General features: G+C 46.8%; 25 protein-coding genes and 1 other annotated feature. Of the genes, 19 read left to right on the forward strand and 6 right to left on the reverse strand.

Annotated elements, in window-relative coordinates; translation table 11 throughout:
* The first annotated feature begins 53 nt into the window (after nt 1-53).
* The 7 genes from AB447_RS00640 (at nt 54) to AB447_RS00670 (ending at nt 4,848) form a co-directional block, all read left to right on the forward strand.
* Nucleotides 54-599 carry an MFS transporter gene (locus tag AB447_RS00640; RefSeq protein ID WP_053075404.1) on the forward strand — a complete coding sequence of 182 codons (546 nt, stop codon included), beginning with the start codon at nt 54-56 and terminating at the stop codon, nt 597-599.
* 27 nt (nt 600-626) lie between these two features.
* Entirely contained in the window at nt 627-1,448 is an 822-nt protein-coding gene (locus AB447_RS00645; protein WP_048354477.1) for a hypothetical protein, read from the forward strand.
* A complete protein-coding gene (locus AB447_RS00650; RefSeq protein ID WP_048354476.1) occupies nt 1,441-1,764 on the forward strand; it encodes a hypothetical protein in 324 nt (107 codons plus the stop codon). The genes AB447_RS00645 and AB447_RS00650 overlap by 8 nt, the downstream gene beginning before the upstream one ends.
* 91 nt (nt 1,765-1,855) lie before the next feature.
* Nucleotides 1,856-2,614: a MerR family transcriptional regulator gene (locus tag AB447_RS00655; protein ID WP_048354475.1), complete on the forward strand. Its 759-nt coding sequence runs from the start codon at nt 1,856-1,858 to the stop codon at nt 2,612-2,614.
* A 231-nt stretch (nt 2,615-2,845) separates the two neighbouring features.
* A complete protein-coding gene (locus AB447_RS26560) occupies nt 2,846-2,923 on the forward strand; it encodes a putative holin-like toxin (RefSeq protein ID WP_128748380.1) in 78 nt (25 codons plus the stop codon).
* A 438-nt stretch (nt 2,924-3,361) separates the two neighbouring features.
* Nucleotides 3,362-3,620, forward strand: a binding site (T-box leader).
* 102 nt (nt 3,621-3,722) lie between these two features.
* Nucleotides 3,723-3,884: a tryptophan RNA-binding attenuator protein inhibitory protein gene (locus AB447_RS00665; protein ID WP_048354473.1), complete on the forward strand. Its 162-nt coding sequence runs from the start codon at nt 3,723-3,725 to the stop codon at nt 3,882-3,884.
* A 16-nt stretch (nt 3,885-3,900) separates the two neighbouring features.
* Nucleotides 3,901-4,848 (forward strand): DMT family transporter, encoded by a 948-nt coding sequence (locus AB447_RS00670; protein ID WP_048354472.1) that lies wholly within the window; start codon nt 3,901-3,903, stop codon nt 4,846-4,848.
* On the opposite strand, the gene AB447_RS00675 is transcribed toward AB447_RS00670, so the two are convergent.
* Nucleotides 4,838-5,233, reverse strand: coding sequence for an RDD family protein (locus tag AB447_RS00675; RefSeq protein ID WP_048354471.1), 396 nt, complete (start codon nt 5,231-5,233; stop codon nt 4,838-4,840). The two genes, AB447_RS00670 and AB447_RS00675, sit on opposite strands and share 11 nt — an antisense overlap.
* Before the next feature lie 235 nt (nt 5,234-5,468).
* Here AB447_RS00675 and AB447_RS00680 point away from each other — a divergent pair, with 235 nt between their 5' ends.
* The 6 genes from AB447_RS00680 (at nt 5,469) to AB447_RS00705 (ending at nt 10,964) form a co-directional block, all read left to right on the forward strand.
* On the forward strand, nt 5,469-6,533 hold the full coding sequence (locus tag AB447_RS00680; RefSeq protein WP_057957386.1) for a YecA family protein: 1,065 nt from the start codon (nt 5,469-5,471) through the stop codon (nt 6,531-6,533).
* Nucleotides 6,534-6,680: 147 nt separating this feature from the next.
* Nucleotides 6,681-7,397 carry a lantibiotic protection ABC transporter ATP-binding protein gene (locus AB447_RS00685; RefSeq protein ID WP_048405932.1) on the forward strand — a complete coding sequence of 239 codons (717 nt, stop codon included), beginning with the start codon at nt 6,681-6,683 and terminating at the stop codon, nt 7,395-7,397.
* Nucleotides 7,394-8,143 carry a lantibiotic immunity ABC transporter MutE/EpiE family permease subunit gene (locus AB447_RS00690; protein WP_048354470.1) on the forward strand — a complete coding sequence of 250 codons (750 nt, stop codon included), beginning with the start codon at nt 7,394-7,396 and terminating at the stop codon, nt 8,141-8,143. Before AB447_RS00685 ends, AB447_RS00690 begins: the two co-directional genes overlap by 4 nt.
* Nucleotides 8,140-8,910 carry a lantibiotic immunity ABC transporter MutG family permease subunit gene (locus tag AB447_RS00695; RefSeq protein ID WP_082142403.1) on the forward strand — a complete coding sequence of 257 codons (771 nt, stop codon included), beginning with the start codon at nt 8,140-8,142 and terminating at the stop codon, nt 8,908-8,910. The genes AB447_RS00690 and AB447_RS00695 overlap by 4 nt, the downstream gene beginning before the upstream one ends.
* A gap of 21 nt (nt 8,911-8,931) precedes the next feature.
* Nucleotides 8,932-9,594, forward strand: coding sequence for a response regulator transcription factor (locus AB447_RS00700; protein WP_048354469.1), 663 nt, complete (start codon nt 8,932-8,934; stop codon nt 9,592-9,594).
* On the forward strand, nt 9,585-10,964 hold the full coding sequence (locus tag AB447_RS00705; protein ID WP_057957387.1) for a sensor histidine kinase: 1,380 nt from the start codon (nt 9,585-9,587) through the stop codon (nt 10,962-10,964). The genes AB447_RS00700 and AB447_RS00705 overlap by 10 nt, the downstream gene beginning before the upstream one ends.
* A 21-nt stretch (nt 10,965-10,985) precedes the next feature.
* Here the strand turns inward: AB447_RS00705 and AB447_RS00710 are convergent, their stop codons facing one another.
* Nucleotides 10,986-11,888, reverse strand: coding sequence for a LysR family transcriptional regulator (locus tag AB447_RS00710; RefSeq protein ID WP_048354467.1), 903 nt, complete (start codon nt 11,886-11,888; stop codon nt 10,986-10,988).
* Between the two features lie 118 nt (nt 11,889-12,006).
* Between AB447_RS00710 and AB447_RS00715 the strand changes: the two genes are divergently transcribed.
* The 3 genes from AB447_RS00715 (at nt 12,007) to AB447_RS00725 (ending at nt 15,315) form a co-directional block, all read left to right on the forward strand.
* Complete coding sequence (locus tag AB447_RS00715) at nt 12,007-12,426, forward strand: tautomerase family protein (RefSeq protein WP_048354466.1); 420 nt, start codon at nt 12,007-12,009, stop codon at nt 12,424-12,426.
* The gene (locus AB447_RS00720; protein ID WP_048354465.1) at nt 12,410-13,150 is read left to right on the forward strand and encodes an SDR family NAD(P)-dependent oxidoreductase; all 741 of its coding nucleotides are present in this window, start codon (nt 12,410-12,412) and stop codon (nt 13,148-13,150) included. The genes AB447_RS00715 and AB447_RS00720 overlap by 17 nt, the downstream gene beginning before the upstream one ends.
* A gap of 80 nt (nt 13,151-13,230) precedes the next feature.
* Nucleotides 13,231-15,315, forward strand: coding sequence for a class I SAM-dependent methyltransferase (locus tag AB447_RS00725; protein WP_048354464.1), 2,085 nt, complete (start codon nt 13,231-13,233; stop codon nt 15,313-15,315).
* 14 nt (nt 15,316-15,329) lie between these two features.
* Here AB447_RS00725 and AB447_RS00730 read toward each other — a convergent pair whose 3' ends face one another.
* The 3 genes from AB447_RS00730 to AB447_RS27150 all read right to left on the reverse strand — a co-directional run bounded on the left by AB447_RS00730 (nt 15,330) and on the right by AB447_RS27150 (nt 17,480).
* Nucleotides 15,330-16,403: a DUF5105 domain-containing protein gene (locus tag AB447_RS00730; RefSeq protein ID WP_048354463.1), complete on the reverse strand. Its 1,074-nt coding sequence runs from the start codon at nt 16,401-16,403 to the stop codon at nt 15,330-15,332.
* Between the two features lie 523 nt (nt 16,404-16,926).
* Nucleotides 16,927-17,172, reverse strand: coding sequence for a hypothetical protein (locus AB447_RS27145; RefSeq protein WP_057957388.1), 246 nt, complete (start codon nt 17,170-17,172; stop codon nt 16,927-16,929).
* Nucleotides 17,112-17,480, reverse strand: a complete 369-nt coding sequence (locus AB447_RS27150; RefSeq protein ID WP_048354461.1) for a hypothetical protein — start codon at nt 17,478-17,480, stop codon at nt 17,112-17,114. Before AB447_RS27150 ends, AB447_RS27145 begins: the two co-directional genes overlap by 61 nt.
* Before the next feature lie 126 nt (nt 17,481-17,606).
* Here AB447_RS27150 and AB447_RS00745 point away from each other — a divergent pair, with 126 nt between their 5' ends.
* Both AB447_RS00745 and AB447_RS00750 read left to right on the forward strand, forming a co-directional pair.
* Nucleotides 17,607-18,776 (forward strand): M20 family metallopeptidase, encoded by a 1,170-nt coding sequence (locus AB447_RS00745; RefSeq protein ID WP_048354460.1) that lies wholly within the window; start codon nt 17,607-17,609, stop codon nt 18,774-18,776.
* Between the two features lie 128 nt (nt 18,777-18,904).
* On the forward strand, nt 18,905-20,029 hold the full coding sequence (locus AB447_RS00750; RefSeq protein ID WP_048354459.1) for a type II asparaginase: 1,125 nt from the start codon (nt 18,905-18,907) through the stop codon (nt 20,027-20,029).
* Between the two features lie 26 nt (nt 20,030-20,055).
* On the opposite strand, the gene AB447_RS00755 is transcribed toward AB447_RS00750, so the two are convergent.
* Nucleotides 20,056-20,508, reverse strand: coding sequence for a GNAT family N-acetyltransferase (locus AB447_RS00755; protein ID WP_048354458.1), 453 nt, complete (start codon nt 20,506-20,508; stop codon nt 20,056-20,058).
* Nucleotides 20,509-20,610: 102 nt separating this feature from the next.
* Here AB447_RS00755 and AB447_RS00760 point away from each other — a divergent pair, with 102 nt between their 5' ends.
* The gene (locus AB447_RS00760) at nt 20,611-22,104 is read left to right on the forward strand and encodes an amidase (protein ID WP_048354457.1); all 1,494 of its coding nucleotides are present in this window, start codon (nt 20,611-20,613) and stop codon (nt 22,102-22,104) included.
* Nucleotides 22,105-22,131: the final 27 nt, after the last annotated feature.

The raw sequence follows: 22,131 nt of genomic DNA on the forward strand, positions 1-22,131 counted from the left end.
ATTTTTCGAATAAGCTGAACCGGCTCGGAAACGAGCCGGTTCTTTTCCTGTTCATGCCGGCCGTTTTTGCTGAAAATTGGCAGATTGTTAATTCCTTGGCGACGATATCGGTCACCCTTTACTGGTCCGGGATGGTCACCGAACGGGCATTGACGGGGATCATTTCTGAGAAAATAACCTATCACCGCTTTCTCGGGATGATTAATATTGGCAGTCTATTGTCGCTCATCATGTTAGCAATGAGCGGCAGCGTTTGGGCGGGATTTGCGCTTTGCTTCCTGGCCGGTCTGTTTATGGCGGGAATGTTTGCGATCGCTTTGATCATTACCAATCAGTTTTTCCCGGGAAAGACAGAGCAGACGACAAGCATTTTGCTTGCTTCTGCTATGCTACCGGTCACTATGGGATGGAGTTTGGATGCTTTTCCTGTTCAAGCGGCATTTTGGTTATTGATTGTTTTAGGGGTTATCATGCTGTTTCTTGTACTTGTGCTGCCGGTAAGTCCCGCATTCTTAAAAAATCAGAAAACAGCGGAGTTAAATCTGTGTAGACTTTTGAAAGACCAGATCTACCAATATGATCAAACATACGGCTGGTAAAAAATGATGAGCTGGAAGGGAGCTCCCATGAATATTCGAGATAGGGTTAAACTTGCACTTTATACAGAAAAATTAATGGATTTTGTTTCAAACAAACAGCAGTCAAAAACAAAAAGGCCTGAGACCGAAGCCGCTGCAAAAAAAGATACGCTGACCATCAGCAAGGAGGCTGAAGAAGCGCAAAAAAACGGACGATCTGTAAAATCGCAAATGAATGGCGTACAGCTTTCAATTTATTTTCTCTATGAAAACAGGCAGCTCTTAAACAGTGATATCGAAAAAGCCCTCAGAGAAAACGGCATTACCCTTGCGGAAAATGAAAGCATGCAGATTCATGTCGATGGCAAAAATCACATTACAGTTGAAGGGACTTTTGACAATCAGAAAAGAGCGCAAATAGAAAAGGCGCTGAATGGGGCAGAAGAGCTGGGAGCGGAGCTGTTAAGCCATTCGGATTATGTCGGTGAACAGAATGGAAAGCCGGTAGACAAAGCCGCTTACGAAAAATGGCATGTCAATGAGTTTCTAAAAACGATGGCAGGGCTGACTCTGTCGGACGTCAGTTTGAATGAAGCGGGTGACATCATCGGCGGAAATGAGAAGCTCGAAAAAGTCATTCAAGCCGCCGCAAACCCGAAAAGCGATTTGGACAGAAGCTGCGGAAACATGCTGAAAAAGCTGAAGAATGTATTGGCAAAAGGTTCGGACGCAATCCCCGACAGATCCGCTTCATTCGGCTATTCAGGCGGGACGCTGATTGATCTGAATGTCTCTAAAGGATTTTCCGCAGCCCAGATAGACGAATGGCTGGATGATCCGTTTTTAAGGAATGCCATCCAACATGTCTAACATCGTCTATAACGAGCCGTTTGAATGCGAAGAATGGATTTGGAAAATTCATGATGACGCGTATTTGCTAAAAAAATACCGGCAGATTGACTGTGAATGCAGTGACGAAGATGAAGAGATGTTCGAGTATTATTACGATTTTATCATGATCTCTTGTTTTGATGAAAAAGGGACGCATCTATTTACTGCCAGAAAGTATTGGGATGAGGATGAGATTCACCTTCTTTCCCGTCCAAACGGCAGCCTTAACGGAAATGATATTGAAATGATGCAAAAACTAAAAAAGAAGTTTCACGTTGCAAATATAAGATATTAAAGCAGGCTGAGGCTTGCTTTTTTTATGAAAAAAAGCATTGACTCTCACGTTGCGTGATACTTTATAGTCAATATCAAAGGGAGGTCAGATTATGAAACTAAAGGTGAAAGAGGTTGCCGATATGGTCGGCATCAGTGTGCGCACACTGCATCATTACGATGAAATCGGACTTTTGATTCCGTCGGAGACGACTGAATCGGGCTATCGGCTTTATTCAGATGACGATCTGGAAAAGCTGCAGCAGATCTTATTTTTTAGAGAGCTCGACTTCCCTTTGAAAAGAATCAAAACCATTCTCGAGAATCCATCTTTTGACCGGCATGAAGCGCTTCAAATGCACCGGAAAATGCTGCTTGAAAAACGAAAGCGGCTGGACCAAATGATTGAGACGATCGATAAAACGATACAATTTACGAAAGGGGAAATAGAAATGACAAATGAAGAAAAATTTGCGGGCTTCGATTTCAGCCAAAACCCGTACGAAGCGGAAGCGCGCGAACGCTGGGGAGACGAAGCCATTGACAAAACGAAAGCCCATATGGCCGCCATGTCTGAAGACGAACGGAAAGCGGTGGAACGGCAATTTGACGCTATTTACAGAAAAATCGCATGCCTTCGAGACGGTGCGCCTGATGCAAAAGAGGCACAGGCGGCCATTCAAGAATGGTATGATTTTTTAAACCAATATTCCGGTCATCACTTTTCGCTTGAGACATTCAAATGCATCGGGCAAATGTATGTCGATGATGAACGCTTCACAAAAAATATCGATCAATACGGCGAAGGCTTAGCTGAATTTATGCGCGACGCGATGGCGGTGTTTGCTGAGCGGAATAAGAAATCAGAATAGTTGGTGCTTTTTACAAGCATGACCAAAAAAATCGCTCTCCTTTGGGGCGATTTTTTTGCGCAGCGTTAAGGCTTTTTTAGTTCCTGCATCAGCCTCAATATTTTGTTTTTCGAGATGGAAAGGTATCTCGGTATTTGAAGTATTATGGTAAAATATTCATTGTACACAAAAGCTATATGCTCGCTTGAGGGAGTTTCTTGCTCATCCCCATTTGAAAGGGGGTGATGCATCATGACAACATACGAAACAATCTCTATAATGATTGCTTTCGGCATGCTGATTGCCGTGTTGTCTAAGAAAGAAAAATAGACACTCCCTTAAGCCTTGGCAAGTGAAAGGGATAGTGTCTACGTTAGAGCTGTCTGAGCAAGCCCCTTGACGGGCCGCTTTGTGTATGATGACTCGACTGTTGGCGCAGTCGGGTCTTTTTTATTGTATGCATTTCTTAAAGAAGAAATACTTTTACAGGTGGTAGTGATACTGTGTTTCTTTCTATGTCGACTGATGAAAATATGTCATTCCATACATTTATATTACTAATTTGAGCCAGCAAAAGCAACTCATCATGCATGATGAGTTCATTCAAAAAAGGTACGGCACTTCCAACGTTCAAATCCCGCAATTTTGGCGGAGTCAGGATTCAAGTTAAATTACGATCCGTTTTATAGCCGGTCAAAAAACGAACAGATAACGCTGATTGACACAGATCCATTTTCAGAGTAATATATTTTACAAATTATGAACGGTCAAACGATATGGAGGAAGAGCAAGTACGTGTCAGTGAGGGGTTTTAAGAGAGTCGGTGGCTGGTGTGAACCGATGCCCCCCTGATGCCGAATGGGCTTCTGAATCGCTCCGCTGAACGGATTCCATCAGTAGGCGGCGCCGGGATGTTCTCTCCGTTATCAAGAGAAACATATCGAAAGGATGATCCCTTTCCGTATGTTTGTGAGCGAATCGTATTTGCGATTAAAAAAGGTGGTACCGCGAGACCCTCGTCCTTTTGTGGCGAGGGTTTTTTTGCATTCTTTAAAGGAGGTGACGGCCATGGAGGAAGACTGGCCGGTGCGGCCATATAGAGATGCCAGTTTGAATGGAGGTGGACCAGTTGGTGATCGCAACAGACGACTTGGAAATTCCTTGTCCGCATTGCAAAGGCAGCGGCAAAGAAGACGGGCTTTATTGTCCAAAATGTTCGGGGAAAGGCGTCATTTTGACGGCACAGGGAAATACATTGCTTCATTTTATCAAAAAGCATATTGATGAATAAAGGATGATTGTGGGACATGAAACGAGCTGAGAAGAGTACAGTTGAGCAGAGCGGGGATTTGCGGGGCAGCCTTCAGGCGGCTGCCGGCATATGTTTTATCGTATTTGGAACGATGTGTTTTGCGTCAAAATCCATTCTTGTGAAATGGGTCTATGAACGGGGGGCGGCTCCGGAGGCGGTTTTATTGTATCGGCAATTGATTGCGGCGCCAATGTTTTGGGTGATTTTTATGATCTATCGTTCAAAGCCCAAACCGAAACATAAGGATGTCATCAAAGCCTGTACTGCGGGGCTGCTCTGCTTTTTCCTGTCACCCTTGTTTGATTTCACCGGCCTTCATTATGTCTCGGCGATTGTCGAGCGCATGCTGGTGATGAGCTATCCGATTTTCGTGCTGATCCTGTCTGCTTTGTTGAACAGAAAGAGGATGTCGATCCGCCATCTTGGCGCGGTTTTCCTTGTGGGCGGCGGGCTGTTTTTGGCCGTTGGCGCCTGGGATTTACATGCGGTAAAAGCGAACATGACGGGAGTTGTGTTGATTATTCTGTCTGTCATTTTTTATGCCGTTTATTTGGTCGTATCAGGACAGCTTGTCCACGAAATCGGCAGCATCCGAATGAATGCGTATGGAATGTCGGCGGCAAGCCTGGCGATCGCCGTATACACGGCGATTCAAGCAGCTGGAGAGCAGCCGGTTAACCTTTTTTCCTACGATGCTCCGATGTACGGTTTATTTATCATCATTGCGGTGGCAACGACGGTTGTTCCTTTTATATTTATGCTTGAAGGCATCAAGCGCATTGGAGCGGAACGAGGGGCTATGATTTCAATAGCCGGGCCGGTGCTCACCATTTTCTTGGGGGTATTGTTTTTAAACGAATGTTTAAGCCTTGTTCAGTGGCTTGGATGTTTTCTTGTGCTGTTTGTCATCAGTCTATTAGAATATCGAAAGCTTAAGCGGTAAATCTACGTTTTTTGATGACATACGTCTTTGCTGCGAAGTCATGTACGGCTTGTTTCTTTTCTGAAAAAGCGACTGTCAGGTAAAACAGCCTTGAAATGATATGCACCCATGCGGCGAAATAGCGGATCACAGCCTGCCGGCATTTGATCGGCTGACCGTTGTCAGCAGAGACGATACGAATTCCAAAAACAGCTTTTCCGATCGTGCCTTGCAGCTTTGTCAACGGCATGATCAGCGGATAAACTATATAAACCATGAAGGCTGTACAGATTACACCCGGAGAACCGCCTCCAAATATGAAGTCCGACGAGACGTGCAAGCCAACCGTAAGCAGACAGTCGGTCAACAGCGCGCCTGCGCGAACCCAAAAACCTGCATATTGCAATGTATGTAACGTCCTTTCTATGTAGTGTGATATAAAAGGGATGACAAACAAACAACATTACCCATTTTATAGTTATTTTTTCTTTGTTTGAATCAGTATTTTATCCTGATCCGCAGCAATTGTTTGAAAAAATTTACGAATACGCTAAATCCTTCTCTTTTTTAATAACGATTTCCCACTCTCCAAAGTTTTGATAAAATATATAAGTTGTAGTATATGATACGGAGGTTTAATCGTGGGAAAAGTAAAGAGAAACATGCCTTGCCCGTGCGGCAGCGGGCTGAAATATAAAAAGTGCTGCGGCAATACGAAGGCGGAATTTCCGGCCGTTGTTGTGCAAGAGCTGAAACAGATTCAAAAAGATGTCATGGAATTCGCGTTTACAGAACATAAACAAACGATTGATCAATTTCTCAATCAATATTCTTTTCTGGCAGATTTGGATGAATCTGCGCAAAAAATATGCGTCTTTAATTTAGGGGTGTGGGGAGTATTTTCCCAGCCGCTTGCAGAGGGCGGCCTGACGATCTTTGAGGATTATTTGCGGCAAAAGGGCGCTGATATCCTCAGGTCGCAAACGAAAGAAGCCGTTCAATCCTGGAAGCATCTGGCGCCGGCTTTGCTGCAGGTCAAGCAAATCGCCGATGGTGCGGTTCGTTTTGAAGATGCGGTCTCAAACAAAGAAATCACGATCAAAATGAGCGTGAAAAGAGAGGGGCCTTTCATCGGCGAGTATGTGCTCGGCTTTCCGATTCAGCTCGGCGGGCATACGGAATTCTTCCTGCAATTTACGATCTATCCGCGGAAGATGGCGGAAGAGATCAAAAACAGGGTAACAGAAGAGCTGGAACGCTTTACAGGTGAAGGCGGCGCAGCAGAGCGGTTTATGAGGGAAGATTTTCATCGCCTGCTGATGAGGCTCTGCCAAAAAGAAGAGCCTGCATCAAAACCTGCTCCCCGGGAGATCGAATGGGCGAACGATATGGAAAGAGAAACCGCGCTCGTCCTTGAAAAAGGCATGCTTGAAGCGGGACATCCGGAAACGTTCGTTTCCTGGGCGATCGGCGTATGGAAGTCGTATTGCGCCAAAAAATCCCCGAGCATTAAAAAAACCGAAGCATTCGCGGCTGCATTGGAGTATTTCATCAATACGGTATCCAAATCGGAAAAAGCGGTATCCCAGGCGAAGCTTGCGAAAAAGTACGGCGTCAGCGCTTCGACCGTTTCGAACCGTTTTAAAGATATCGAAGCCGCATTAAAAGATGACCTTGATCATCATCTGGAACTGATGCCTTCATGACACAAAAAACCTTCCGACATGATTCGGAAGGTTTTTTGCGTTTTCCCGTCTTGATTAAATCTTGATAAAAGCATCTTACAATATCAAACGACACCAATTGGAGCGCAGCCGCTCCGATATTACAGAAATACGGGGAGAGGAAAAGGCATGGGAAACATCCTGTTGGAAACGAAACATCTCAAAAAACAATTTGGCAGAAGCAGAGTGGTGACAGATGTCTCGCTTACAGTTCAAAAAAACAGCATTTACGGACTGCTCGGTCCCAATGGCGCCGGGAAGTCAACAACTCTGAAAATGCTGACCGGAATTTTAAAACCGACGTCAGGGGAGATCTTTTTTGACGGCCATCCATGGAAAAGGTCTTTTTTACAAGATATAGGGTCTTTAATCGAATATCCGCCCCTTTATGACAATTTGACCGCATATGAAAACGTAAAAGTCCACGCGACACTAAGGGGCCTTGCGCATGACAGAATCGAGAAGGTGCTCAAAACCGTTGATATGCACCATGCTGGAAAAAAAAGAGCGGGACAGTTCTCGATGGGAATGAAGCAGAGACTCGGGATCGCAATTGCCCTTTTGAATCATCCGAAGCTGCTTATTCTGGATGAGCCTACTAACGGACTGGACCCGATCGGCATACAGGAATTGAGGGAGCTCATCAAGTCATTTCCGCAGGAAGGGATAACGGTTATCTTATCAAGCCATATTCTTTCAGAGGTGGAGCAAATCGCAGATCATATCGGCATCATCAGCGGAGGGCGCCTCGGGTACCAGGGGGAAATCGATAAGGAGGACGATCTTGAGCGACTCTTTATGGAAGTCGTAAAGTCAAACCGTGAGAAAGACGGTGGAGATCAATGATCGGACAATACATAAAAGCGGAGCATCTGAAGTTTAAACGGGCATTTGCGAGGAAAATCGTTGTCATCGTCCCTTTGATCAATATATGTTTCTCCTTTTTGATGAACGCCGGCTTTTTCGTCACGGGTACATTCAACTGGTGGTCGATTATTTTCATGCCGATTATGATCGGATTGCTGTGTGCATCATCACACCAAAAGGAGAAAAAAGCCTCCAACTACAACGGCGTCTTTTCGGCACCGGTCGACTTGAAAACGATGTGGTATGCAAAAGTGGCAGTCATCGCAATTTATTCATTGGCTTCGCAAGTCATATTTTTAGGTTTCATGTATATGATGGGGTTTGTCATTCCGCAATTTGCGACTGTCAATTTGGCCATTATCACAGCCAGTTCGCTGCTTTGGGCCACCACGCTCTGGGAAATTCCGCTCTGTCTGTTTCTCGCGAGAAGGTTTGGATTTGCCGCTGCCGTTACGGTCAATTTATTAGGCGGCTTGATTCTCGGCATTATGTCGGCTTCGGAGTCTTTATGGTGGTTAAATCCGTGGAGCTGGTCGATCCGCATGATGTGTCCGGCGATCGGCATACATCCGAACGGCTTGCCGCTTGAGAATGGCGATCCCTTGCATAGCTGGGCTGTCGTTCCTCCGGCGGTGCTGCTTTCGGCTCTGTTGTTTGCAGTCTTGATGGTCGCGACAAAACGTTCGTTTTCACCCGCCTTTGGAACGGGGGGTGGCGTAAAGTGAGGCAGTTTTTGAGGTGCCTGCGGGCAGATATTCAAAAAACGAAGCGCACCTCTTTTATGTGGCTGCACCTTTTGATTCCGTTCATTTACGCAGGGGTTTTTCTGCTCTATTTCTATTCGAAAGACCCGAGCCCGTTTGATTTATATCAATCGTATATGACGTTGATGGCGGTTGCATTGCCGTTTCTCATCAGCATCATGTGCGGGACGGCTGCCCAACTCGAAGAGCAGGCCGGAAAATTTCAAGTGCTCCTGGGCGCAACGTCTGTAAAGCTGACCCCGTATGTCAGTAAAATCGCCCTCCTCCTTATGATGAATGCGGCAGCCGTCTTTTTGGCGATTGCAGTCTACCTGGCCGGGCTGACGTTTGTCTTAAAGGTGCCTGATCTTCCGTATGCTCTTTTTTTGGAAGGCGGGGCATGGCTGTTCGCCGGATGTGTCACATTGTATATGATCTACTTTTTGATCAGCTGTGCGTTTGGAATAGGAGCGTCCGTTCTATTGGGGGGCGCCGGCTTTCTTATGACGGCTCTGATGAATACGGGGCTTGGCGACGCGATATGGAAATACAACCCGTGGGCATGGGGCATCAGACTATCAGGCCTTGCCGGAATACGTTATTTTGGGAAAATCGACGCCGAATATATGCCGTTATTCGACCGGGAAATGAATACGGGAATATATATCATGACGTTTGTTATAATGGCGGTATTCATCACCAGCATCCTATGGTTTATCCGCTGGGAAGGAAGAAAGGCTAATGAATAGTGATAAAGGGTGGATTAGCAAGTGGCGAACATTTTGGCGGTAGACGATGATAAGGATATTCTGATCCTCATCCAAAATATTTTGCGGCGGGATCAGCATCTGGTTCATACGCTGGATAGAATAAACAGAGAGTCTCTCGACGTTTTCGGAGGATACGATTTGATTTTGCTCGATGTCATGATGCCCGACATCGACGGATTTGAACTATGCAAGCTCATCCGTCCGATCGTAGACTGTCCGATTATATTCCTTACGGCGAAGACGGATGAAGAAGCAGTCGTAAAAGGTCTCATGACGGGAGGGGACGACTATATTTCGAAGCCGTTCGGCGTTCTCGAGCTTAGCGCAAGGGTCAATGCGCATTTAAGAAGGGAGAATCGGGAGAAGCACGAGAGAAGGCGGCTCATTTCCGGGTTTTTGTTTCATTTTGACAGCAAGGAAGTATTTATTCACGGTCAAAAATTAAACTTGACGAAAAACGAATATAAAATATGCGAATTCCTTGCCCAGCATAAAGGCCGGACCTTTTCGAGAGAACAGATTTATGAAGAAGTATACGGGTTGGACGGCGACGCTTTATACTCTACGATCACCGAATTCATCAGGACGATTCGAAAAAAATGCAAAGAACATCATGAAGATCCCATTAAAACGGTGTGGGGCGTGGGATACAAATGGGAATAACGAAAAGAAAAAAGACGCTGCGCAGAGAACTGATTGTATACATGACCACGTTATGCTTGAGTTTAGCCGCCGTTACCGCCCTGTATCTGTTTGTCAATACAATGGGAATGAATGCGGGTCTGATTGATCCGGCAAATGATAATGAACATAAAGCGGAAAAGCTGAAACCGCGGCTCCAGGCAGCAAAACGGGTAACAGGCAGCATGATCCCGGATACGATGTCATACGCCATTTTGGATAAGAAATCGAAGCGGAAAACCGCAGGGACGATAAAAGAGAAAGATTTATATATTGTGAGGAAAAAAATAGAGAACAAGCCGTATGTAAACTTCAAGCAAAAAGGCTATCTGATCATTGACCGAAAAGACGAATATTGCGTTTTGGAATATTCCTTGCGGGCTGAATTCCATTCTCCATTATTGAGAAAGTATCTTCCAAACTATGAGCTGACGAGCATATGCATCCTGGTTATGTTGATCATCACGGTCATTTTTATTGTGACAACGCATTTTGCCAATCATTTAAAAAGGCATTTCGACAAATTAAACACGATAACGGAACAAATCAAAGAACAGAATCTGAATATTTCACCGGAATACTCGAATTTCAAGGAATTTGATGATGTCATTGAATCTCTTATCGAGATGAAAAATGCCCTTCAGGCATCTCTTGAGGCGCAATGGCACATGGAAAAATCGAAAAACGAACAAATCGGCGCGCTTGCCCACGACGTGAAAATCCCTATGACGATTATTAAAGGAAATGCGGAACTGCTGGGTTTATCATCACAAAGCAGGGAGCAGTCCGATTATATCGGCTATATTCTGAATGCCGCAAATAAAATCGAACAATATATCGATCAATTAATCCATATATCAAAAACAGAGGAAGCATTCTGTGCTGATCTGAAACGCGTTCAAGTGAAGGCGCTTGTAAACAGCGTGATTCAGGAAATGACGGCATACATAGGAAGCAAAAGCGTTGAAATCGTGCGGACAGAACACAACCTTGATTCACAAGAGGCAACAATTGACCGCCAGCTTCTTCAGCGGGCGCTGATGAATATTCTGTCAAACGCAGCCGACCATTCGCCTGAGGAAGGGAAGGTTTATTTTGAAGCAGCCTGCCGGCGAGACTCCCTCACTTTTACGATCACCGACAGCGGGAAAGGCTTTACTCCTGAAGGGCTCAAAAAAGCGGCACAGCTTTTTTACATGGAGGATAAAAGCAGAACATCCAACGGACATTACGGAATCGGTCTTACGTTTGCCCTGAATGTCGCAAAACTGCATCAAGGCGATCTGACGATCAGGAATGCGAAGACGGGGGGCGGACAAGTGCAAATGACGATTCCGCTAAATGAGGCGTAAGTTTGGGAAGGACCTTCCGGATCAATTCGGAAAGTCCTTTTTTTGTCTTTGAAGATTTTCTTTTAAGCATTGATAAAGCTTGGCCGCCGCATGCTTCAGAGGAAATGCCGACGTTTTGCAGAGGATGCCGAACCTGATGGCAATCGGATTGTCAATGAGGTGGCGGACCGTTGTTCCGGCAGGCGGCGAGGCCGCGATGCTTTTTGGAACGAGGGCGATCCCGAGTCCTGCGGCTACATAGTTTTTCAATGCGGTCATGCTGCCGACTTCCATTGTGTTCATTTGGCTCCCGGGCAATTCCTGAAAGGCGATTTCGACTTTTTTTCGATACGTACAGTTGTGGGCTGTGATGAGCAGGCGATGCTCTCTGAGATCCTTCAAGCTGACGCGCTCATGTTCTGCCGCAGGATGTCCTTCTGGCATGAGCACTGTCAGCTCTTCCGCGAAAAGCGGTTCAAAATAAAGGTCTGTTCCGATCGCCGGCGTCGAGCAGACGGCGAGGTCGAGCTCCCCTTGCAAAAGCCGTTCTGCGAGCGGCGCCGAGTTTCCAATGTCGACGGATATCCGGATCTTTGGATGCTCTGCTAAAAATTCTCCCAAAATCCCGGGCAAAAGGCGGCTTGCGATCGGTTCCACCGCCCCTAGGCGAATGCTGCCGGCTTCACCGAGCAATACGTCAGACATGTTGTTTTGCAGCTGCTCGATCTCTTTGACGATATGCCGGCTTTGATCAAAAAAGAGCCTGCCGGCTTCCGTCAGCCTGAATGTTTTTCCCCTTTCCAGCAGGCGGACTCCGAGGTCTGTTTCGAGTTTTTGAATTTGCATCGTCACGGTGGACTGGGCGTAATTCAGCTCTTCTGCCGCCCGATTGAAGCTTTTGCAAGTTACGATTTTATGAAACGTCTTTACTGCTTTCAGATCCATGTTCAAATCCCTCCGATATGGGGTTCAATAAAATTGAACAAATCGTTCAAATGATTCAATTATACTAAACCATAAAAGCAATAAATACTATAAATCAAACAAAAGGAGGGATGATCACATGCCGTTTGTCCGAATTGATCTTCTGAAGGGCAGAACAAAGGAAGAGCTTCGAACGATCAGCCGCTCTGTTCATCAGGCGATGACAGAGACGATCGATGTGCCGGAAGACGACTACTTCCAAGTCATTACCCAGCACGATGAAGAAGAATTTTTCTTCGATCCGGGCTATATGAACATCAATCGAACGAAAGATCTGATTTATATTCAAATCACAATGAAACAAAGGCGGACCCAAGAAAAAACAGCATTGTATCGACGCATCGCAGAACGCCTGCACCGCGGGTCAGGCATTCGGATGGAGGATGTCATGATCATCGTAACCGAGAATGTGAAAGAGAATTGGTCGTTTGGAAATGGGATTGCACAGCTTGCATCAACAACCGGGGAAGGAGCGGATCAAAATGGATATTCAGGATAAAACGGCTCTCGTGACGGGAGGAGGCACCGGAATCGGACGGGCTGTATCTCTTAAACTGGCAGAGCGCGGGGCTTCGGTTGCGGTGAACTATTCACGTTCAGAAGCGGAGGCGGAAGAAACGGTGCGGATGATCGCTGAAAGAGGTGGACGGGCGATCGCCGTTCAAGCTGACGTTTCCCGGGACGATGAAGTCCGGAATATGGTTGAAGCGATCGTGCGGGAGTTCGGAACTGTCGATCTCCTCGTCAATAATGCAAGCATCACCAGGCATATTCAGCTTGACGATTTGGAGGCCGCTTCGGATGACGTCTGGGATGTGCTTTATGCCGTCAATGTCAAAGGGATGTTCCACTGTGCAAGGGCGGCGGCCCCGCTGATGAAAAAAAACGGCCGGGGGGCCATCGTCAACGTCGGCAGCATCGCCGGATTGACCGGATCAGGGTCTTCGCTTCCGTATGCCGTATCAAAAGCGGCGGTTCACGGTCTTACGAAATCATTGGCTCATGCGCTTGCCCCGGAGATTACGGTTTCCAGCGTAGCGCCGGGAGCGGTGGCCACGAGATGGTGGGAAGGCAGGGAAGAAAAAATGATGCAGCTTACCCGCCAAATGCCTTTGGAACGGCTCGCTTCCCCTGATGACATCGCCAAGCTCATCTGTGATGTACTTGAGCAGGAGGCCATGACGGGGCAGATCATAACCGCAGACAGCGGACAGACGCTGTAAACTATGTGTATTTTGTCCTATTTCTATGTGAAACTATTTACCTTATGATCGTTCTTATAGAATAGAAAGAGGGAAGCTACATGAGACGTCTGCAATCTTTGGAAGCAATCGAAAAACTGAAAAACGGGGACCGGCATGTTTTGCGGCATGCCGAATGGTTGAAATATCTTTTTTTAACGGAGGAGAAAAACGTCAATCTGGAGCGCGTTCCTTCATTGGAAAAGATGCCTTCCAACCCTGTTCTGCTCTATGTTGAAAAGACGCTCTGCATATTAGAGCAAGCCGATATCCCGGAGAGGGAAAAGACGATTATTGAAGAGGTCCTTGTCTGGAGCGAGACGGCGAAATGCGGGCAGCCTCATAAAAGAAAGGAATGGCGGGACAAAGGGTTTCAGCTCGCGATTCATAACATCGGCTCAGCGCAAATCTATGCAAACCGAAGCCGGCCTTTTTTGCCTGAACGGCAAGATACGGAGGAGCTTGTCTATCTGTTGATTTTGACGCACGGGCTTGTGGGGCAGTACATTCGCGGGGAATCGAGATACCGGCAGCTCGAGCCTCTGATCGATTGGATGGAAGCATCAAGACAGGCGGACATCGATATGAAGAGGGTGCTGTATGTTCTGAACAAATGCATTATCGCCGGCGTGTCGGCTGCGCTTTGGGAGTCGGTCAAACACGATGTGAGCGGGGTCGTGGCGCAGCTTTCGGAAGGTGAGCGCAAAAGAGAGCTGCCGTTTGCAGAAAGGCTGAAAAAGCTGCGCCAGCAAGCGATTGATATGGGTGAAAACGGAAGCCGCTATGAGCAGTATTTGACAAAGCACTCGGCAGAAAACGCTCTGCGGCGGCTTTTTGGACAGGTAGACTTATGGTATGTGGAGTCAGCGCTGTCCTCTTTCAGCTTTGAAGAGTTCGTCAAAATCTTCTTGCTCATCCGCCGTTTCGTCAATCCCCTGTCTGTCAGGCACATCAGCTTTGAACCGCTGATGAAGGATATTTACCGCGATTATCAAGGCGTTCGGCATACGAATATTTATAAAAAGCGGATTATTGAAGCTTATTTGAAAGAAATGTCTGTCACAGACCTGCTTCACGGCGAGGCGCCTGTTAATGAACACGTTTCGTTAGCGGTTCAGCCGTTTGACGCCGCTTCGGAAATCATCGGTGTCACCTTTTCGTTCTCAAAGGCGGGGCTGAAGCTGATTGAGTTTTGTCAAGAAGCTGAGAAATCGCCGTTATACGAAAGGGCGATCGTACTGCTTTATGACTTTTTTGAGTTTCGGAAAGATTCATTTGACCGCCTTCAAAACGAGCAGGCTTATTTGTCAGATATGAATGGCGCGGAAGACTATAAAAAGAAGATCGCCGATTATGCCGTCGGGGAGAAGATGCTCGATATCGGCGCAGGCGGCGGCGTTATGCTTGATTTGCTGACGGAGTATCATCCCGAAGCTGAAGTGATCGGAATTGATCTATCGGTCAACGTCATTGAAGAGCTGCAAAAACGGAAGGTCCGCGAGCATAAACCGTGGAAGGTCAAGCAGGCCGATGCGCTGGATTTGCCGGAGTATATCGAAAAGGAGAGCGTCGATACGATCGTGTTTTCATCGATTCTCCACGAATTGTTTTCATACGTTCCTTATGAGGGCAGAAAATTCAATCACCGGGTCATTTCCCAAGCTTTAAAAAGCGCGTTTGAAGTGCTGAGGCCGAAAGGAAGGATCATTATCAGGGACGGAATTATGACCGGGGACAAGGACGCGGTTCGCCGAATCCGCTTTAAAGACCCGGATGGAATGGCTTTTTTGAAAAGGTACGTCCGCGATTTTAAAGGGAGGCAGGTGCAAATTCTTGAGATGGAGAAAGATGCGGCAACGCTTTACGTCAATGATGCCATGGAATTTCTCTATACATACACATGGGGGGAAGAGGCATATCCCCATGAAGTGCAGGAGCAGTTCGGCTATTTTACGCCTTCTGAGTTCCGGGCCTGCATTGAGAAAGAGCTTGGTGGCCGTGCAAACGTCCTCGTCTTTGAGCATTATTTGCAGAAGGGGTATGAAGAATACCTTTCTCCCAAGGTTGACGTCACAGATCAGAATGGGGAAACGGTATCCTTGCCGGACAGCACATGTTTTATCGTCATAGAAAAAAAGCACCGGTGAAGGTGCTTTTTTCATTAGTTTTTAAAGAAGCTGGAGAAATAATCTTCGGTATCATAATCAGTAAGATCAAGCTGCCATTTGCCGTCTTTCGTCTTCTTCATCGTGATTTCAACGGTTTTATCGTTTGAGGCGGTTTCCACTTTTTTGAGTTCTTCCGCCATGACATCGATGGTAGGGTTGATCAGTTCTTCCCGGGACATATAATTTTTCCCGCTGTCTTTCACGTATTCTTCCATTCTCTTTTGGACTCTTTTTTGCATGTCTGAGCTGTCGATTGGTGTAATGGTTGCTTCGACTTTTGCTTCTTCGCTGGTCATCGTTTTTGTAACCGCTTTGACTTTCGATTTATCTTTGTAGGCGTTTTGGATGGCGCTGATCAGTTTGTTCAGTTTCTTTTTATCGACATCTTCTTCATTGTAGATGCCCATGGACTTGATAAGGGATTTTTGGCCGCCCTCAATATAATCGGTGACGATTTCCCGTTTGTTTTCGCCGGTCAACTTTTCGAAATCTTCATTATCTTTGCCGAAGAGCGTGATGTCTGTATAAGCAAGCAAAGCTTTTGCCGGATCGTCAAGCTTTTTAGCAGACTCCAGCATGGCGCTGCTGCCGCCGTCTATTTCAAATTCAATCGGTTCGATTTTTTCGTCGCCATACGTTTCAGGCGCATATTCGAGCTGATACTTTTCCCCTTTTTCAACCTGGTAATACAGGTATCCGTCGACTGATTTATCGGAGTTTAGCGTTGCAGTCGTTAATCTTTCATTCTGAGCATCATAAATGTTTACATCAGTCACTTTAGAATCGCCATGATAAAGGTTGAACGATCTGCGGGTGACGGATAATGGCTCTTTTCCCGTGTTTTTTACGGACACTTTTACTTTTAAAATCAGTTCACCATCAGCTAATTTTGTTGTTGAATCATCAGGGAGCGTATATTCTGTGCTGAGTATTTTGATCTCTGCATTATCCGCTTTTTTTGCTTCGTCTTTGTCAGCGCTTGCACTTTTGTTCCCCCCGCTGCATGCGGCAGAAAATACGGCTACGACCATCAAGAGCAACATTAAATAAAACTTTTTATTACGCATGTCTATCTCCTTTTTCTATTATTTTTTCATTGTCAAGCAACAAAAGGCCGGCGTCATTATGATGTATGTCTTACTCAAGTCCCGGTCTTTTTGTTTGTCAAACAGTGAAATTATGATTATATAATTTCCTTTTTTTCAGTGTTTCTTCTGCAAAATAGAAACAACAGTACTCATTTTAAGGTTTGGGGAATCATTGTGAAATAGGTTATAAATCCTAATTTCGGACACTTTGTTTCAGGTTCAGGCATTCCTGAAAAGTTTGGATAGGCGAAAAAGACTATAACAAAAGGATTACCTTTGGATGAAATAAATGGAATTCGGAAAGCCGTTTTAATACGCGGGAATTGTCTGAAAATCTTGATAAATCAGAGGAGAAATAGAAAAAAAGGGACTGATATGTCGAAAGGACAGCTGATGATTCAATAGTCCTGAATTCAGGTGAATGGCCGTTTTGGGTGAAAAGTACGGCTCGGGGAAAATTTAAGGTTACGTTAAGGAACGAGTGAAAAGCCGGAAGGGCTTTTTACTTAATCCCGATCATCAACGCGATGATGATCGCTGTGGCGGCAATGAACAGACAGCCGGCGATCAGTTTCCAGACGAACCCGATCCAGCGGCCGTACGGAATGCCTGCAATCGCGAGCGCCTCCATCAGCATGCCTGAAGCCGGGATGATCGAATTGATGATTCCGTCTCCATACTGAAAGGCTAACACGGCAATCTGCCGTTCAAATGCAAATAAATCTGCAAACGGCGCCATGATAAGCATCGTGTTGCCGCCTGCCCGCTTCCCGAAGGAATAAATGTATTGATGACCACCCGGACGGCGTCATGCCGAGAGCGCCCGAATTCATTCGGAAGCGTACTGATCACCGAAGCCAGGCTTTTGATGATCGTGTCGATGATTTGGCTGTCTTCCAATACGTCGACGATGGCCCTGGCAAACCCGACGATGAGCGCACCGTAAGCGATCTGCTTCATGTCGTCGACAAAAGCGGCAAGGATGATGACAGAAAAAATCAATGCATACGTGTGCGGAAATTGGAAACCCGTTTTTTCGGAAGTATGATTGCTCATGTGGCTGCTCTCCTTTATAATGTATTATTATTCATATTAATATATATTTAATCATTTTTAATAGATCATATTCGCTTGTCAATTCCTTCGTAAGATTAGGATCAAAAACAAGAAGGGGGCAACACCATGAAAAGCCAAATTGAAAAAGAAATTGAAAGCATCCGGCAAGATTTATTTCACATCAGCCAATACATCGGCCACCATCCTGAGCTGGGGCATGAAGAGTTCAAAGCGTCCAAGATCCTGACAGAAGAACTGAAAAAACACGGGTTTGAAGTAGAGCTTGGCACATGCGGCCTTGCGACGGCATTCACAGCCGTATATGACAGCGGCCGCCCCGGGCCGGCGATCGGGTTGATGGCGGAATATGATGCGCTTCCCGACATCGGCCATGCCTGCGGCCACAACCTGATCGGGACATTGGCCGTCGGGGCCGCCATCGGCGTCAGCAAAGTGATGACGTCATGCAGCGGCAAAGTGTACGTATACGGAACGCCCGCAGAGGAAACAAAAGGCGGCAAAGTGACCATGGCCGAGCAGGGGGTCTTTGACCATCTCGATGCGGCTATGATGGTTCATCCATATTACAGACACGAAAAAAGCGGAACATCGCTGGCGATGGATGCGATCCAATTTGAATTTTTCGGGAAAGCCTCACATGCAGCGGGAGCGCCGCATGAAGGAATCAATGCGCTTGATGCGGTGATTCAGACGTTCAACGGGATTAATGCGCTCAGGCAGCATATTCTTCCTGATGCAAGAATTCACGGCATCATTCCCGAAGGCGGGAAAGCGGCTAATGTCGTTCCCGACTATGCGGTGGCCCAGTTCTATGTCAGGGGGGCGGAACGCAGCTATGTCAACGAACTGCTCGAAAAAGTGAAAAACTGTGCCAAGGCGGCTGCTTTGGCAACGGGCGCCCGTCTTGAAACGTCATTTTACGAGCTGTCCTATGACGATTTGAAAACGAATCAAGTCTTATCTGACATCTTTACAAAAAACATGCTCGAATTAGGCGTCGATCCGGATTCGATCCACGAAAAAGCGGATGGAGGAGGCTCGGTTGATATGGGGAACGTCAGCCAGATCGCGCCGTCGATCCACCCGTATGTACAAATCTGTGATGAACCGCATGCATGCCACACGCCGGAGTTTCGGGAAGCGGCCATGAGCAGCAAAGGGTTTGAAGGCTTGATGCTCGGAGCGAAATCGATGGCGTTTACCGTTTATGATTTGATGACGAATGGGGAGTTTTTGAAAAAAGTGAAAGATGAATTTAGGCTTTTAAAGCAATAGCAAAAGGATAGAAGAAAATCTATCATAAGTTTAGACATAATATTCATAAAATTTACACTGGTATTAAAGCAAGGCGGAAGGAGAAAATACAAAAAATATCTTACGTACAGCAAGGGGAGATCAAAGCCATGATAAAAAAACGAATGCTGATGATCGTATTAGGGCTGTTGTTGATCACCGGGTGTTCGAGTTCGAATGAGCCTGCTAATGAATTAAAGGCTGAAGCGAAGACGGAAACCGCAGCAGCTAAAACAAAACAAAAACAGAAAAGTCTTCCCAATGTAAAAATTTTGGCGACCGGCGGAACGATTGCGGGAGCAGATAAGTCGAAAACGTCAACAACCAATTACAGGGCAGGTGCAGTAGGGGTTGATGCGCTGATTGAAGCGGTGCCTGAAATGCAGGATATCGCCAATATCAGCGGTGAACAGATCGCAAATATAGGCAGCCAAAATATGACGAATGAAACATTGCTGAAGCTGAGCAAACGCGCGAATGAGCTGCTCGCTTCGGATGATGTCGACGGAATCGTGGTCACCCACGGCACCGATACACTGGAAGAAACGGCTTACTTTTTGAATCTCGTCATAAAAAGCGATAAACCGATCGTCGTCGTCGGATCGATGAGGCCTTCGACCGCAATTGGAGCGGACGGCCCGTCCAACTTGTACAATGCCGTCAAAGTCGCCGCCAGCAAGGAAGCGAAAGGGAAAGGAACTTTAGTCGTCTTGAACGATCGCATCGCTTCGGCAAGGTATGTGACGAAAACGAACACGACCACGCCTGATACGTTCAAGTCGGAGGAAATGGGCAATATCGGCGTTATCGCAGAAGATATCTATATTTTTAATGAGATTACGAAAAAACACACAAAGGAAACCGATTTTGATATTTCGAAAATCGATAAGCTGCCGCAAGTCGATATTATTTACGGGTATCAAAGCGATGGACGATATTTGTTTGATGCGGCGCAAAAAGCGGGTGCAAAAGGAATCGTCTTTGCGGGCAGCGGAAACGGTTCAATCTCGGATGCGGCGAAGAAAGGCGCCATTGCTGCCGTGGAAAAAGGCATGGCCGTCGTCCGGTCGAGCCGGACGAAAAACGGCGTTGTCACACCGAGCCAGGAACTTGAAAAGAAAAAGCTTCTCGCCTCAAATTCGCTCAATCCCGAGAAGTCGCGAATATTGCTGATGCTTGCGCTGACAAAAACGAATGATCCCGCAAAAATCCAGAAATACTTTAACGAATATTGAGCAAAGCTGCCGGTTCCGGCAGCTTTTTAAATGTCCATCGATAAACGGATCATATCGATGCAAGCGATGCCGTTTTCGTAAATGGGCTCTTGATAATGCCTGATAAAGAAATCGCGGTCAACTCCTGTAATTCTAAATCCGCATTTTTGATAGAGCGCCAGCTGTGAGATGCTTGAATTGCCTGTGCCGATTTCGATCGTTTTGAAGCCCTGCGATTTTGCGGTTTGCAGGGCATGCTTAATTAACGCTTTTCCGATGCCCTTGCCTTGCCATTCTTCTGTCACGGCAATGTTGACCAGTTCAGCCGTTTCCGGCCTTGTCGGAATCAAAACGTAGACGCCGATGATCTGCCGGTCGGCTTCAGCTATATAGCACTGTCCTCTTTTGACGTAATCTTTCACCAATTTTTCCGAAGGGTCCGCAGACAGCAGTAAATCCAGCGGCAACGGGCTTTCTGAAGGAAGTTTTCTGATTTCCATACAGCATTCTCCTTTTCTTTGTTGATAGTCAAACCATTGAATTCCCGGGACGGCTCGGGCAAAATAGTAAACACAAGCGAACCGAGAAGAGAGGGAATTGGCATGAACGTATCTGAATATATGGCGCATGACGCCGTTCGTTTATCTAAGCTTATCAAAAAAAAGGAAGTATCGGCGAAAGAATTGGTTGAGGCTGCTTTTGCGCGTTTGGAAGAGGTAAACCCGCACCTCCATGCGGTGATTCGGACAAGAAAAGAAAAAGCCGTCAATGAAATCAGCCGGATTGATATTTCCCGGCAGCCGTTCGCCGGCGTACCCATCCTTTTAAAGGATATTTCACAGGCGGTGAAGGACGAGCCTTTGACGGCCGGTGCAAAGCTGCTGAAAGACTATATTCCGAAGCAGGATTCAAATTGGGTCGCCAGGATGAGGGAAGCCGGCTTTTTGTTTATCGGGCATACGAATACGCCCGAATATGGACTGAAAAACATTTCTGAGCCTGAATTGTACGGGCCGTCGAGAAACCCGTGGAATGTTGCGCATTCGCCGGGAGGCTCAAGCGGGGGATCGGCAGCCGCGGTCGCATCGGGAATCGTGCCTGTGGCGGGTGCGAGCGACGGGGGAGGATCCATCAGGATTCCGGCTTCTTTTACCGGGCTTTTCGGATTGAAGCCGACTCGGGGCAGAACGCCTGTAGGGCCTGGAGCAGGGAGGCAGTGGCAAGGTGCGTCCATCGATTTCGCCCTTTCGCGGACCGTCAGAGACAGTGCAGCTTTGCTCGACATTCTCCAGGTGATCCAGCCTGAAGCTGCTTTTCAAGCACCGTTATTTCCCGGAAGCTATTTGGAAGATATGAAAAAAGGGGCTGAGCGCCCTTTGAAAATCGCGTTTTCTACAGAGTCCCCCGTCGGGACGCCTGTTGGCGAGGAGGCAAAACGCGCTGTCTGCAAAACCGTCGCATGGCTGGAAGCACAAGGTCATCATGTTGAGGAACAAGCGCATGACGTCGATGGTCTCCGCTTGATGGAAAACTATTATTTGATGAACTGCGGAGAAATTTCAGCGATGATTGCAGGGATGGAAAAAACGCTCGGAAGGCCGATCACCGCAGAGGATGTTGAAATCGTCACATGGGTGCTGAATGAAGCCGGCAAAAAAGTGACGGCAGCGGAGTTTACGGCAAGTCTCGCTTCATGGGACAAAGCGGCCGCACAAATGGCGGCATTCCATCAGAAATTTGACCTGTACGTCACACCGGCAACGGCTTACCAGGCTCCGAAGATCGGCGAGCTGACCCATACGCAAAAGGAAGCGGAAGCGCTGTTGAAGGTAAGCGGCATGGAAAAAAACGACCAGCAGGCGCTGGTGTATGAGATGTTTTTGAAGAGTCTCACATACACACCGTTCACACAGCTTGCAAACCTGACCGGACAGCCGGCAATGAGCGTTCCGGTGCATCTTACAAAAGACGGGCTTCCGCTCGGTGTTCAGTTTATGGCGCCAAAGGGGAAAGAACATTGGCTGCTTCGGATGGCCCATGCATTGGAGCAGTCGGACTTATGGATTGGCATGAAAGGAAATCCGATGTTTGCTTAAAGGGGACTAAAAAGAACGGCCGGAAAT

Origin of the sequence: Bacillus glycinifermentans (assembly GCF_001042475.2) — a bacterium.
Classification (GTDB): domain Bacteria; phylum Bacillota; class Bacilli; order Bacillales; family Bacillaceae; genus Bacillus; species Bacillus glycinifermentans.